Source organism: Marinobacter sp. ST-43 (assembly GCF_030541085.1).
Lineage (GTDB): Bacteria > Pseudomonadota > Gammaproteobacteria > Pseudomonadales > Oleiphilaceae > Marinobacter > Marinobacter nauticus.
In genome coordinates this window covers 97,474-112,284 of record NZ_JASSVO010000006.1, presented here as the reverse complement: position 1 = coordinate 112,284, position 14,811 = coordinate 97,474, and the positions used below count along the sequence as shown (strand labels likewise).

The 14,811-nt window shown below is 58.1% G+C and carries 10 protein-coding genes; all 10 read right to left on the bottom strand.

From position 1 onward, the window contains the following. Positions 1-70: 70 nt before the first annotated feature. Positions 71-1,966 carry a TAT-dependent nitrous-oxide reductase gene (nosZ, locus tag QPL98_RS10650; protein ID WP_153740670.1) on the bottom strand — a complete coding sequence of 632 codons (1,896 nt, stop codon included), beginning with the start codon at positions 1,964-1,966 and terminating at the stop codon, positions 71-73. A gap of 82 nt (positions 1,967-2,048) precedes the next feature. Next, positions 2,049-4,157 carry a transcriptional regulator NosR gene (nosR, locus tag QPL98_RS10645; protein WP_023008576.1) on the bottom strand — a complete coding sequence of 703 codons (2,109 nt, stop codon included), beginning with the start codon at positions 4,155-4,157 and terminating at the stop codon, positions 2,049-2,051. Between the two features lie 141 nt (positions 4,158-4,298). Continuing rightward, complete coding sequence (locus QPL98_RS10640) at positions 4,299-4,700, bottom strand: hypothetical protein (RefSeq protein WP_011786522.1); 402 nt, start codon at positions 4,698-4,700, stop codon at positions 4,299-4,301. A 57-nt stretch (positions 4,701-4,757) separates the two neighbouring features. Next, on the bottom strand, positions 4,758-5,507 hold the full coding sequence (locus tag QPL98_RS10635; protein WP_014422450.1) for a Crp/Fnr family transcriptional regulator: 750 nt from the start codon (positions 5,505-5,507) through the stop codon (positions 4,758-4,760). A gap of 152 nt (positions 5,508-5,659) precedes the next feature. After that, positions 5,660-6,466 (bottom strand): peptidylprolyl isomerase, encoded by an 807-nt coding sequence (locus QPL98_RS10630; RefSeq protein ID WP_303293225.1) that lies wholly within the window; start codon positions 6,464-6,466, stop codon positions 5,660-5,662. 124 nt (positions 6,467-6,590) lie between these two features. Beyond that, on the bottom strand, positions 6,591-7,268 hold the full coding sequence (gene narI, locus QPL98_RS10625; RefSeq protein ID WP_106694743.1) for a respiratory nitrate reductase subunit gamma: 678 nt from the start codon (positions 7,266-7,268) through the stop codon (positions 6,591-6,593). A gap of 18 nt (positions 7,269-7,286) precedes the next feature. Continuing rightward, positions 7,287-8,027: a nitrate reductase molybdenum cofactor assembly chaperone gene (gene narJ, locus QPL98_RS10620; RefSeq protein WP_303293224.1), complete on the bottom strand. Its 741-nt coding sequence runs from the start codon at positions 8,025-8,027 to the stop codon at positions 7,287-7,289. A gap of 10 nt (positions 8,028-8,037) precedes the next feature. Beyond that, positions 8,038-9,615 (bottom strand): nitrate reductase subunit beta, encoded by a 1,578-nt coding sequence (gene narH, locus QPL98_RS10615; RefSeq protein ID WP_153740664.1) that lies wholly within the window; start codon positions 9,613-9,615, stop codon positions 8,038-8,040. Continuing rightward, the gene (locus tag QPL98_RS10610) at positions 9,612-13,355 is read right to left on the bottom strand and encodes a nitrate reductase subunit alpha (RefSeq protein ID WP_303293223.1); all 3,744 of its coding nucleotides are present in this window, start codon (positions 13,353-13,355) and stop codon (positions 9,612-9,614) included. The genes narH and QPL98_RS10610 overlap by 4 nt, the downstream gene beginning before the upstream one ends. Before the next feature lie 130 nt (positions 13,356-13,485). Further along, on the bottom strand, positions 13,486-14,745 hold the full coding sequence (locus tag QPL98_RS10605; protein ID WP_303293222.1) for a nitrate/nitrite transporter: 1,260 nt from the start codon (positions 14,743-14,745) through the stop codon (positions 13,486-13,488). Positions 14,746-14,811 lie beyond the last annotated feature (66 nt).

Below are 14,811 nucleotides of genomic sequence, written 5' to 3'. Positions count from 1 at the left end.
TAGGTTAAGGAATTAGCCAGACGGGACACTAGGGCCCCGAAAACGGGACCCCAAGTCAGGCAACTCTCTATCAGGCCTTTTCGACGAGCATCCGCCCGCCCATCTCCATGTGGAGAGCATGACAGAACCAGTTGCAGTAGTACCAGTAAACCCCTGGCTTACCTGCCGTAAAGGTCACGGAAGCGGTCTGCTGCGGGCTGATCTCCATACTCACGCCATGGTTCACCATACAGAAGCCGTGGGTCACGTCCTCAACCATATCGAGGTTGGTAATATACACAGTGACTTCATCACCCTCCTTCACCTTGAACTCGGTCATACCGTACTGAGGCGCAACGGAGGTCATGTAAACACGCACCTTGTTGCCGTCACGGATCACCTTGTTGTCGGATTCCAGAGTCACACCGTCCTTCTCAGCCTGGGCTCGACAGCTGGCGAAGTACGGGTCGTTGCGCTCGTAGATCTTCTTGGTCTTGATCTGGTCACGACGCACCAGGATACAGTCATGCGGCTCGGCATAAGTCGGGCCATCGTGAACCAGTTTCATTTCCTCGCCGGAAATATCGATCAGCTGGTCGTTCTCCGGATGGAGCGGCCCAACCGGCAGGAAACGGTCCTTGGAGAACTTGGACAGAACCACCAGCCATTTGCCGTCGGCATCGCGAGATTCGGTCAGAGACGCATGGTTGTGGCCCGGCTGATACTGCACGTCCAGCTTCTGGCGGATGTAGTTAACCTTGTCACCATTATAGTGCTTGATGGCATCGGCAATGTTCCACTTGCACACCTGGCTGTCGATAAACAGCGTGGTGTAAGCATTGCCACGGCCGTCGAAGGTAGTGTGCAGGGGCCCGAGACCCAGCTCCGGCTCGGCCACGATGGTGTCCCGCAATTCGATCTTGTCTTCGAACAGGTCGTCCAGTTTATCAATGGCAATCACGGATACTGTTGGTGACAGCTTGCCGTTGGCAATGAAGTACTTGCCATCCGGAGATGTGTTCAGACCGTGCGGGTTCTTCGGCACCGGAATATAGCGGGTGAACTCGGATTTGCCGCGGCCGTCTACAACCGGCACCTTGGAATCGCCGATGGTCTTGAAGTTGCCAGCTTTTACCGCTGCAGCAATGCGCTCCACGTTGAAAACAACCACCCAGTCGCGATCGTTACGCATGGTGCCTGCAAGGTCTACTGCTCGCTCTGAGTTGTAGCAGGTAGAAGCAGCATACTTGCCGGTGTAGTCGGCATCGGTGTTATCCAGGTTACCGTCAACGATGACCTGCCAGGCCACATCCATGGTTTCCGCGTCGATGGCGGTGAACATGGTGTAGCTGTTCTCCAGGCTGAAATCCGTGCCGTCGTTGGGCTGCGGGATGACAAACTCGGCATTACAGAACACGTAGTTGGTCTTGGGTACTTTCTGCAGGCGCAGACCGTGAATAGCCTGGACGTTCGGGATGTGGGTAATCTTGTCCGTCTTCATGATGTCCAGACGGATACGGGCAACCCGGGTGTTGGCCTTGTCGTTGATGAACAGGTACTTGCCATCGTAACGACCGTCGGTCATGGAAATGTGCGGGTGGTGGCAGTCGCCGTTCAGGTACTGCTGGTCACCGCCCAGGATTTCCTTACTTTCGTTAGTAATACCCCAACCCGTTGCGGAATCCACGTTGAACACCGGAATACGCATCAGTTCACGCATGGAGGGCACGCCCAGCACGCGCACTTCGCCCTGGTGACCACCACTCCAGAAACCGTAGTACTCATCCAGTTCGCCCGGGGCGATGTGAGCCTTGTTGCGGGCTTCTTCAGCAGCCGCAGCCCAGGTCTCACGGGACATGACCGAGGTGCCCAGACCGGTCGCACCAGCGACACCGGCCAGCGCAGCCGCACCCATAAAGCGACGACGGCTCAGACCACCTTCGGAAACCTCCGGCGTGTCCTTGGTCAGATCATCTCTTTTTTTCATAGCATCCAACTCCGTTATTGGTTATGGCGGTTATTGCTTCTCATGGCTTTCCGGGGCCTTATGGTTGGCTCCTCGGGACTACTCAGTTCACCTGCACCACCGGAATTTCCTCTGGGTGGCCGGGTGCGTTGTGACCACGGCGCTTGCCACGGCGCTTCACAATCAGCGGCGGGCACTTGTGGTCGTCGAAATAGGTCATCTGACAATCCAGGCAGTAGTGGCACTCCATGTAATTGATGTGTCCATCCGGATGGATCGCCTGGACTTCGCATTCCTTGTCGCAGAGACGGCAGGGGTTACCGCATTCCTTGCGACGTTTGAGCCAGTCAAACACCCGCAGTTTGGTGGGCAACGCCAGGGCGGCACCCAGCGGGCACAGGTAGCGGCAGTACACCTTGCGGGTGAAGATATTGACCACCAGCAACAGCACGGCGTAGGTCACAAACGGCCAGGTGCGGTCAAAATGCAGGGTAATAGCGGTCTTGAACGGCTCCACTTCAGCCATGCGCTCGGCAGTGGCCATGGACTCCAGAGAAATACCAAACAGCACCAGCAGGATGATGTACTTGATGGCCCACAGGCGCTCGTGCCAGGCAAAAGGCACGGTGTACTGCGGTACCTTGAGCTTGCGGGCGATTTCATTGATCAACTCCTGCAGGGCGCCGAACGGGCATAGCCAGCCACAGTAGACCGCCCGACCCCATAGCAGCACGATGCCAGCCACCACGGCCCAGAGCACGAACATGATCGGATCGATCAGGAAGGTTTCCCATTTGAAGCCGCTGATCAGGCTGTTCACAAACGTCAGCACATTGACGATGGAAAGCTGACCCAGGGCATACCAGCCAATGAAGAACAGGGTGTAAACCAGGAAGCCGTGGCGAATCCAGCGCATCATCTTCGGCTTCTGTACCAGCCAGTCCTGGAAGAACAGGATGAACAGCAGCACGGCGATACCCAGCCCCAACACGGTGATCTGGAACTGCTTCTGGTACCACACCTGAATCCACAGCGGCTGGTTTTCAAGCCACTCTTCGTCGGTCAGAACCGGTTCCGGGCGGGTGTAGTACTGGTCTGGCAACTGGTACTCCAGAGGGAACACCTGGAATTCACTGTCCAGCGGGCCGGTCTGGCGCTTGACAGTCAGCTCCAGCGTCCAGGGCGTGCCAGGATCGAAGTTGTACTGCTGGCGCACGATAAAGATCGCCATTTCCGAAAACTCGGGCATCCCCTCACCGTAAACGTCGCTGAGCCGATGGAAATCGAGATCCCGGAAGTTGAAGGTGTCGCCAAACTGGCGAATCTGCACCCGGTCAAAAATGCCGCCCCGTACGTAGCCAGAACCTTTGAAGGAGTATTCACCGTTGGCCATCACCGCGATGGCATGTTCCCCCTCCTGGAGCTCCGACATCAGCCACTGGTATTGGTTTTCACCCAGAAGGTTGCGGCCAATGGTCGGCGCATCCAGATAAGCAGCGTAGAGCTCGATCAGGATGTCATCGCGTTCGCCCGCGTCTGCAGTTTCGATGCCCTCGGCAGGGGTCCCCACAAAAGAGTCGTCGACCTGCCCTTTGGTCAACACCAGGCGGCGAATGGAACCGTCACCGGTCAACTCCTGCCAGGACTTCTCCTGAAACTGTTCCGAGTTCACATTGGCCATGGGCGGACGGTTGCTTTTGCCACCTTCAATCAACCCAATCTCGACCCCCACCCGGTGGGCAGTGCGCATGATGACTTCGTTAATAACCATCACGGTGACCGTAGCGCCGGACAAGCCATCCACCGCCACCTTGCGTTCGGTAGACGTGCCACCAACGGTCACCCGCTGGTCAGCTTTCAGACCGGTGTACTGGTCAGTGAACTCATGCATCTTGCTTTCGGGGATACCCACCAGCAGGATGGGTTCATCGTGATGTATGACTTTAGCGGCACGAATTTCTCCGGCGGTATCGAGTACCACCATGGCATTCAGGGGTTTGCCGGAATAGGCGGGGGTCTGGACAAAGTCCAGGGACTGGTAGGCGTAGCCTATAAGCTCCTCACCGGAATACACCTGCTGGATGGCACGGTTGCCCTCCATCGGCTGGAGTTCTGTCGCTTCCGGAAAGGCTTTTTCGATGAGCTGGCGTCCGGCCGGAGGGCTGTATTCCGATAACGGCTGGGCCCAGCTCAGCGGAGCCGCAAGTATCATCAAGATGGATAGGACACAACGGAGGACGTTTCTCACTACAACTCCCAATACCCCATGGATTACATCAAGGGTCGTTCAATTTTGAGGAAAATCAAATACCTCTTTGAGGATAGTCCTCGGCCCACCAGAGGCGCCTTGAGTTCAGTCAAGGCTAATGGCGTGGCCGGCTTTATTGAGGGGAAGGTAGTTACCCAGATGCCCCATGCGGATGCTTTCCACCATCATCGTCAGGGGTTGCTGAGCTTCATCACTGGAAGGAGCATGGCCGCCACGGCCCGACATGGCCGCGACAAAGACCATGTCCCAGTCCTGGCCTGTCGCGCGGGATTCCTCCGCCAACACATCGAAATAAGGAACCTCATCGGGGGTTTTGTCGACACAGATGACCGGCGTCAGTGCGCCACCCTCGCCGCGCTCAAAAGCAGCCCGTTCTGCCGCACTGGCGTCGTCTGGTAATTCGGCTTTGCAAAAAACGAACAGAAAGCGCTGGGGCTCCGGTTCTTTCCGGCTGGCCTGAACAAGATCCTGGTAACTGCTGATCATCACTATCCCCTGGTGTTCAAGGCGGTCAAAAAAGCCGGGCCCGGAGGCCCGGAGAGGCTATTGGCTGATAGCGATCAGCCGCTGAGGGTCGGAAATAAAGAGCTTGCTGCGATTCACTCTGATCAAACCATTTGACTTGAGATCTGCCAGTATTCTGGAGAAAGTCTCGGGCTGCATGGCCAGACGTGAAGCCACCAGGCATTTGGGCAACGGCAACTCGACTTCGCCACCTTCTTCCGCGCCGTTCGGCAGCAAGTCAATGAGGTAACGAATCAAACGGTCCCGGGCATTCTGGACGGTCATGATCTCAAGATCGTGGAATCTGGAGACCGCACGCATGGCGTAGTGGCTCAGGGCCGCCTGGGCATACTCGGGATTCCGATCCAGCAATTCCCGATAAGCTTTAACCGGGATCATGAGCACTTCGCTGGACTTCAGGGCCTCTGCGTAGCATGCATACCTGGGCGGATTGGCATAAATCATGACTTCGGCAAAACAGTCCCCGGGTGCAATACTGTCAAGGGTTCGGTCTACGCCGGAGGAATCGAGGCGATACAGACGCAGGCGACCAGAAATCACAAAGAAGAAGTGATGGGCCGGCATATCCTGACGGTAGAGCAGCTGGTGGTGACCGAGTCTCAGCCGGCGCGATTGCTGGATCAGACTATCGAGGTCTTTCGGGCGCAGATTGCAGAACAGGGCATGGCTGCGAAGCGCTTCCAGGCTGTCTTCTTCATCAAGTGGTTTGTTGATGGCGACAAGCACCGGCTTGGTATATCGCTGTTCAGCAGTTTGTGTCATGGCCATGGGTGTACCCTCTCTGCATATTCATGCATTCAAAATCTTATTTTAAATACTAGAAGGATACTGATGAAAAATCGCTCCCCCGATGGGGGTATCCTTGGTGTTATTCCTGGGTAATTGACTTAGCTCAATTATTCGCTTTGCTAACCAAGCAGTCATTGCATCAAAGGCGAATCAGGCAGCTCCAGATCAACGCCCTCCACACCGGTTTCCGCAGCCAATACCTGCAGGTATTGCCGGAATGCCCGGCGGGTCACGCTTTCGCTCAGGTACTGGCGAATTTGTGGTTTTACATGTTCATAAGGTAACAGTTCGCCGTTGATTCGCTGGTCTACTCGAACGATGTGCCAGCCATAGCGGCTTTCGATCAGTTCCGGGTGCAGGCCTTCGTTCAGGCTCAGGACCGGGCGCTCGAATTCTTCGACGGTCTGGCCTTTGCTGATTTGGCCTAGGCTGCCGCCCTGGTGGCGGGATTCGCAGGCGGAATATTGTTTGGCCAGTTCGTTGAATTGGGAGCGCCCATCCAGGAGGGCAGACAGGAGTTGTCGGCCGGCTTCTTCCTGGCGCATGCGCTCTTCAATATCATCCGGAGCGGCAGCCAGCAGTATGTGGCTGACGGCCATGATGGTGGGACTGCAGAAGCGGCCGGGGTTGGCGGCGTAGAAGCGTTCGCAGTCCTGTTCACTGGGGTCTGGCACATCGAGTTCGAGTTCCAGTACCCGGGCGATGCGGTCTTCTTCGTCTTCGATGTTATCCAGGTTCAGGCGGCCGGCCTGTTGCAGCAACAGTTCGCGGATGACAAGGCTTCTGGCTGCTTCGTGCCAGGCTTCAGCCAGTTCCCCGGCGGGGTGATGCTGCATTTCCCGGGCGATGTCATCTTCGTAGATCAGCTTGTCACCCACGTAGACCGGCGGGAACTGGTTTCTGGGTTTGCCGGCTTCGCCGACGGGGATTATTTGCATGTTGCTTCTCCAAAAAGATTCTTTGCCACGGACGGCACGGACATTCACGGACAAAGACGAACAGGAACTTGTATAAAGTCATTCCTGTCCGTGTGAGTCCGAGCCGTCCGTGGCTGCTTCAGATTCAGGCGCGTTTGCGAACCACCTGGTACTTCCGCCCGAAGTACTCCACCGGCACGCTGAGCATGTGCACCAGTCGGGTGAACGGGAAGAGCACGAAGATGGTCAGGCCAAGGAAGATGTGGGTTTTGTAGATCCAATGCACATCCGCAATGTGGCCAGCCACACCGCCCTGCAAGGTCAGCACGCCTTGTGCCCAGGCAGAGAACTTGAGCATTTCGGAGCCGTCCAGGTGCCCCATGGTGGGCAGGATGGTGGCCAGGCCGAGGGCGACCTGCACAACCAGGATGATGATGACCAGATTGTCAGCGACGGTGCTGCTGGCACGAACTCGTGGGTCGGTCAGGCGGCGGTAGGCGAGCATGGCGCCGCCAATCAGGCACATGACGCCGGCGATGCCGCCGACCACCACGGCCATGACCTGTTTCTGGCCGGGCGTCATCAGCCATTCGTAGGCCCATTTCGGCGCCAGCAGGCCAACCAGGTGGCCGAAGAAGATCACCAGGATACCCACATGGAACAGCACGCTGGCCAGTACCATGTTTTTCTTTCTCAGCATCTGGCTGGAATGGGCTTTCCAGGTGAACTGACCGTGGTCATAACGCGCCCAGGTGCCGATGAACAGGACCGCCAGGGCGATGTACGGGTATACCCCGAAAACCAGTGTGTGTAGATAGGACATTGTCATTTCCTCCTGCGCTTATGCGCGCCCTGCCTGACGGGGGGTAGCGTCCGTCATCAGCTGATCGCTCAGGTGAATGGTCTGGGTCTGTTCCAGTTCGCGGCGGCGCTGTCCAACCACGCCACCGGTGCCACAGGAGCTGCCCTGGTCATCCACAAATTTCACCATTTCCTCTTCCCAGACCTTGTCCAGTGCTTCGGGGGTGTCGTCGCGCTCTTCCGAGGCAACGAGCTGCGCCAGTTCCTGGCGGTCGGCCTTGCGGCCGGACAACACCAGCAGGGAATCCATCGCAACGTGGTAGAGGCTTTCACGCTGGTACAGGCGCTCTCCAAGCAACCCCAGAATGTGGTGAATATCTTCCAGCCAGTTGCGGATTTCCTCCCAGGGGCGGGTGGAGAGGTATTCCAGGAACAGCGGCAGGTAATCCGGCAGTTCTTTGGCATCAATCTCCAGGCCATTGGCCCGGTATTGCTCCATCAGGTCTACCATGGCCTGGCCGCGGTCGCGGGATTCGCCGTGCACATGTTCGAACAGTAGCAGGGAGGTGGCCCGGCCCCGGTCGAACGTGCCTACGTAGGCTTCCTGAAGGTCCATCAGGTCGCCGTCGCACAGGCGGTCGATACAGGTCAGCAGCTGTTCTTTGTTCTGCCGCGGCAGCCGGCTGTCCTCCAGGACAGCGGCAACCAGGGCGTCTTTGGATTGCTGCAGTTCTTCGGTGGGGTACTCCAGTACCCGCGCCAGTACTTTCAAAAGTTGCATTGTGGCCTCCTCAGTCCTGCAGCTGCTTCGGGTCAACCTGCTTCACGGTCGCCAGTTTGCTGACCATGCTGGTGGTCTGCTTCTTGCCGCCGAACAGGCTGAAGTCGCTGTCACCACCGTTGCAGCCGTCGCCGAAGCTGAAGCCACATCCGCCGCGCTCGCCGTAAGCAGTCGCATCCGGGAAGGCTTCCTTGGCCAGCTCACGATGGCTGGTAGGAATCACAAAGCGGTCCTCGTAGTTGGCGATAGCGAGGTAGCGGTACATTTCGTCCGCCTGGGCCTTGGTCAGGCCACACTCTTCAAGGGCACGCAGGTCTTCCTTACCTTCCACGGTTTCGGCGCGCTTGTACAAACGCATGGCCATAATCCGTTTGAGCGCGCGCACGATAGGCTTCTCGTCACCGGCAGTCAGCAGGTTCGCCAGATACTTGACCGGAATCCGCAGGCTCTCGATCTTCGGCAGCACGCCGTCGAACTCGACCTTGCCCGCTTCCGCCGCAGACTGGATCGGGCTCAGAGGCGGCACGTACCAGACCATGGGCAGAGTGCGGTATTCCGGGTGCAGTGGCAGGGCCAGCTTCCAGTCCACCGCCATCTTGTACACCGGGCTCTGCTGGGCAGCTTCGATGACGTTCATCGGGATGCCGTCTTTCTTGGCCTGCTCGATCACTTTCGGGTCGAACGGGTCCAGGAAGATTTCCAGCTGTTTCTCGTAGAGCTCGTGCTCGCCCGGTGTGCTGGCCACTTCTTCGATGCGGTCTGCGTCATACAGCAGCACGCCCAGGTAGCGGATCCGGCCCACACAGGTCTCGGAACATACGGTCGGCATACCGGCTTCGATACGCGGGTAGCAGAAGATGCACTTTTCGGATTTGCCGGTTTTCCAGTTGAAGTAGATCTTCTTGTACGGGCAGCCGGAGACACACATCCGCCAGCCGCGGCACTTGTCCTGGTCGATCAGGACGATACCGTCCTCTTCGCGCTTGTAGATGGCACCGCTCGGGCAGCTAGCGACACAGGCCGGGTTCAGGCAATGCTCGCACAGGCGCGGCAGGTACATCATGAAGGTGTTTTCGAACTGGCCGTAGATGTCTGCCTGCACCTGGTCAAAGTTCTTGTCTTTACGGCGCTTGGCAAACTCGGTGCCCAGGATTTCTTCCCAGTTCGGGCCCCATTCGATTTTCTTCATACGCTCGCCGGAGATCAGCGAGCGTGGCCTTGCGACCGGCTGGTGCTTGGTGTCACCGGCGGTGTGCAGGTGTTGATAATCGAAGTCGAACGGCTCGTAGTAGTCGTCGATTTCCGGCAGGTCGGGGTTGGCGAAAATGTTCGCCAGTACCCGGAACTTGCCACCAATGCGGGGGCGAATCTTGCCGGAGCTGTCACGCATCCAGCCGCCCTTCCATTTGTCCTGGTTCTCCCACTCTTTCGGGTAGCCGATACCAGGCTTGGTTTCGACGTTGTTGAACCAGGCGTATTCCATGCCTTCACGGCTTGTCCATACGTTTTTGCAGGTGACGGAACAGGTGTGGCAACCAATGCACTTGTCCAGGTTCAGCACCATGCCGACTTGGGAACGGATTTTCATTTTACAGCCTCCTGAGCATAGTCATTGCCTTCACCGTCGAGCCAGTCCACGTTCTTCATCTTGCGGACCACCACGAACTCGTCCCGGTTGGAACCTACGGTGCCGTAGTAGTTGAAGCCGTAGGAATACTGGGCATAGCCACCAATCATGTGAGTCGGCTTCGGACACACCCGGGTAACCGAGTTGTGAATACCGCCACGGGTCCCGGTGATTTCGGAGCCGGGTATGTTCACAATCCGCTCCTGGGCGTGGTACATCATCACCATGCCGGGCATCACCCGCTGACTCACCACCGCACGGGCGGCAATGGCGCCGTTGGCGTTAAACAGTTCGATCCAGTCGTTGTCTTCCACGCCGATCTCTTTGGCGTCGTCTTCACTCAGCCAGACAATCGGGCCGCCACGGGACAGGGTCAGCATCAACAGGTTGTCACTGTAGGTGCTGTGGATGCCCCACTTCTGGTGCGGGGTGATCCAGTTCAGCGCTTTCTCTGGGTTGCCGTTACTGCGCTGGTTGATCATGCTGCCCACGGCCTTGGTGTTGATAGGCGGACGGTACACCAGCAGGCTCTCGCCGAAGGCGCGCATCCACTCATGGTCCTGATAGAACTGCTGACGACCGGTCAGGGTGCGCCAGGGAATCAGCTCGTGCACGTTGGTGTAACCGGCGTTGTAGGACACGTGTTCGTCTTCCAGGCCAGACCAGGTGGGGCTGGAAATGATCTTGCGCGGCTGCGCCACGATGTCCCGGAAGCGGATTTTTTCCTCTTCCTTGTTGGTCGCCAGGTGGGTGTGGTCCAGCCCGGTCATTTCAGACAGGGCAGCCCACGCCTTCACCGCCACCTGGCCGTTGGTTTCCGGCGCCAGGGTCAGGATGACCTCAGCGGCATCAATGGCACTCTCGATCTTCGGGCGACCTGCGTTGGCACCCTCAAGGTGGGTGTAGTTCAGGTCCTTCAGGAAGTTGACTTCCTTCTCGGTATTCCAGTTGATGCCCTTGCCACCATTACCCAGCTTGTCCATCAGCGGACCGAGGGAGGTAAAGCGGGCGTAGGTGTTCGGGTAATCCCGCTCCACGGTGATGAAGTTGGGCGCGGTCTTGCCCGGAATCAGGTCGCATTCGCCTTTCTTCCAGTCCTTCACATCAAACGGCTGGCCGAGTTCCGCCGGCGCGTCGTGCAGCAGCGGCAGGGTGACCACGTCTTTCTCGACACCCAGATGACCCTCGGCTGCCTTGGAGAAAGACTTGGCAATGCCCTTATAGATTTCCCAGTCGCTACGCGCTTCCCAGGCCGGATCGGTGGCAGCGGTCAGCGGGTGGATGAACGGGTGCATGTCGGAGGTATTCAGGTCGTTCTTCTCATACCAGGTTGCGGTCGGCAGAACGATGTCGGAATACAGACAGGTGGTGGACATACGGAAGTCCAGAGTCACCAGCAGGTCGAGCTTGCCTTCCGGCGCCTGGTCGCGCCATTTCACTTCTTCCGGTTTGGCGCCACCCTCGACACCCAGATCCTTGCCCTGCAATCCGTTCTTGGTGCCCAGCAGGTACTTGAGCATGTACTCGTGACCTTTACCTGAGGAGCCCAGCAGGTTGGAGCGCCAGATGAACAGGTTACGCGGGCAGTTTTCCGGCGCTTCCGGATCTTCGCTGGCGAAGGCCAGAGATCCGTCCTTCATGGACTTGGCCACGTAGTCCGCCACCTCCATACCGGCCTTCTCGGCTTCCGCGGCAATGGTCAGCGGGTTTCGGTTCAGCTGCGGCGCAGACGGCAGCCAGCCCATGCGCTCGGCGCGTACGTTGTAGTCGATCAGACTGCCACCGAATTTGGACTTGTCTGCCAGCGGCGACAGGATTTCATCCACGCCCAGTTTCTCGTAGCGCCACTGGCCGGAGTGAGCATAGAAGAAGGAGGTGGAGTTCATGTGGCGTGGCGGGCGCTGCCAGTCCAGACCAAAGGCCAGCGGCTGCCAGCCAGTCTGCGGGCGCAACTTCTCCTGACCCACGTAGTGGGCCCAGCCACCGCCGCTCTGGCCGATACAGCCACACATGATCAGCATGTTGATCAGGCCGCGGTAGTTCATGTCCATGTGGTACCAGTGGTTCATACCGGCCCCGACAATGACCATGGAACGGCCCTTGGTCTTGTCGGCGTTGTCGGCGAACTCACGGGCGATGCGGATCACTTTCTCGGCCGGTACGCCGGTGATCTGCTCCTGCCAGGCAGGCGTGTACGGCTTCACTTCGCCATAGGAAGTGGCGCCATCGTCGTCACCCAGGCCGCGGCTGATGCCGTAGTTGGCAACCATGAGGTCGTACACAGTCACCACGCGACCTTCGGAGCCATCGGCCAGCTGTACCTTGCGGGTACCCAACTTGTGCTTGAGGATGTCCTTGAATTCCACGTGGTTGTAATGGTCGTGTTCGATACCACCGAAATACGGGAAGGCGACATCGACGACTTCGTCGTGTTTCTCGACCATGGACAGCTGAAGGTTCACATCAGACCCCTTGGCGGTCTGCTTCAGGTTCCACTTGCCCTTCTCACCCCAGCGATAGCCGATGGAGCCGTTGGGCGCAGTCAGTTCACCGGAAGCCTCGTCGATGGTGATAGTCTTCCACTCGGGGTTGTTCTCTTCACCCAGGCCGTCCACCAGATCGCTGGCGCGCAGGAAGCGGCCCGGCACGAAACTGCCGTCGTCTTTCTGTTCCAGCATCACCAGGTAGGGCATGTCGGTGTAGCGGCGAACGTAGTCAGTGAAGTACTCGCTGGGCTTGTCGACATGGAACTCTTTGAGGATCACATGGCCCATGGCCATGCCCAGGGCGGCATCGGTACCCTGCTTCGGGTTCAGCCACTCGTCAGACAGCTTGGAAACTTCCGCATAGTCCGGGGTAATGGCAACGGTCTTGGTGCCCTTGTAGCGTACTTCGGTGAAGAAGTGGGCATCCGGGGTACGGGTCTGGGGTACGTTGGAGCCCCAGGCAATGATGTAGCCGGAGTTGTACCAGTCGGCGGATTCCGGCACGTCGGTCTGCTCACCCCAGGTTTGCGGGGAGGCGGGCGGCAGGTCGCAATACCAGTCGTAGAAGCTCATGCACACGCCACCGATCATGGACAGGTAACGGCTGCCCGCGGCGTATGAGACCATGGACATAGCAGGAATCGGAGAGAAACCGATGATACGGTCCGGGCCGAACTTCTTGGCGGTGTAGACGTTAGAGGCGGCAATCAGCTCGTTGACTTCGTCCCAGCTGGAACGGACAAAACCGCCCATACCACGGCGAGGCTTGTACTCGGCGGTCTTGGCGGGATCTTCAACAATAGAGGCCCAGGCTTCCACCGGGTCGTTGAACTGGATACGGGCAGCACGCCAGAGCTTCATCAGGCTCTTGCGCATCAGCGGGTATTTCAGGCGATTGGCACTGTACATGTACCAGGAGTAGCTGGCGCCACGAGGGCAACCACGGGGCTCGTGGTTGGGCAGATCCGGGCGTGTGCGGGGGTAATCGGTTTGCTGGGTTTCCCAGGTGACCAGCCCGTTCTTGACGTAGATTTTCCAGCTGCAGGAGCCGGTGCAGTTCACGCCGTGGGTGGAGCGGACAATCTTGTCGTGCTGCCAGCGCTGGCGATAGCTGTTCTCCCAGTCGCGGTTCACTTCGTGGGTTTCACCGTGACCGTTGGAGAACGATTCGCGGTTCTTCCTGAAGTAGTTCAACTTGTCGATCAAATGACTCATGGTCTCTCTCTCCATCAACCCGTTTGCCGGATCGTTGTTCCGAATGGAGACCATTGTGTGGGATCAAACCCCTGAAATCTGCGTGGTTACTACCACATAACCCGGGTATACCACCCTGTGGGTAGGCGACCTATAACCCGGGTTGGAGAAGCATCTTTCGCTCCTCCCTGCGGGCATGTCGGGAGAAAAGCAGCAGGCTGACACTCAGCAACAGGAAGAGAATCATGAATACCGCCGTACGCACGCCCAGCCACAGGTTCAAGCCACCAAACGCAACTGGCAGGACAAATGCAACGGCACAGGCGCTGACCAGCAATACACCGGCAAACAAGGACGCTTCCTGTCGATTGGCCAGAATCACCATACGCTGAAGGGACCCCATAGCAGTGCCCATGGCCACCCCCAGAATCACGACCAACGCGCTTTCAAGCACAACTGGCAAAGCAAACTCCACAACCAGCTCCTCTTCCACGCCGGTAATGAACAAAGTCATGGGGGGATAGGACAACACCACGAGTGCCATCAGACAACCCGCCAGTGCCCGCGTCGCAACCCGGGCGGAACCGAAATGATCGGACAAGCCTCCGCCGGCCACCTGAGCTACCGCACCGGGAATGACAAACCATTGCGCCAGGCGGGCCCCGGAATCCAGCGTAAGACCATACTGGCCTGAGAGGAAATCCGGAAGCCACAACGCCAGCGCAAAGAAACTGCCGGCAACCACACCGAAATACAAACACAGGGGTAGATTCCGACCCTGCCGGATCACCACGAGAATTTCCCTGGCTGATCGTTCACGGCTTTCGTCTTCCTCACCCGTGGCGTCGGTCAGCATAATCAATAGCGCGATCACCAGAAGCAGGGTAATGAGGTAGGCCAGAGGTACACCCTGCCAGGAGAACGCCTCATGGAACAGCGGCACCAGATAATAGTTGAAACCTGCTCCGGTTACCCCGGAGCCAAAAACGCCGAGTACGAGACCCAGCCGCCTGGGCTGGCAATGACTGACCACGAACTGCAGGCCGGCGCCGTAGAAGCCGCCAGCCAGCCCCAGCCCGGCGGCGGCAATAAGGTAGCCAGTGTAGGTGTTTGTCAGCAGCAGTATCCCCATGCACACCGCAAGACCGCACAGACACAACAGCATGACTTCACGGGCACCATATCGCTGCGCCGCAAGCCCGGCCGGAATCGCCAGGATGGCGCTGACCGCCATGGGCATAGCCAGCAGAACCCCAAACTGTAAACTACTCAGACCCAGATCGGCTCGGAGATGCACGCCGGCAACCGCAAACAGGGTCCAGCAACCGGCAGCCACCACAAAGCCTGTCAGCGCCAACGGCAACACTACTGCCAGAGATGCTAACCTCTCTTCATCCCGTTCCGATTGCATTACACGCTCCCTGAATCCCATTCTTTAGTCTCAACTTTTGCCTGAGCATGGGTCAAAGGCTATGAT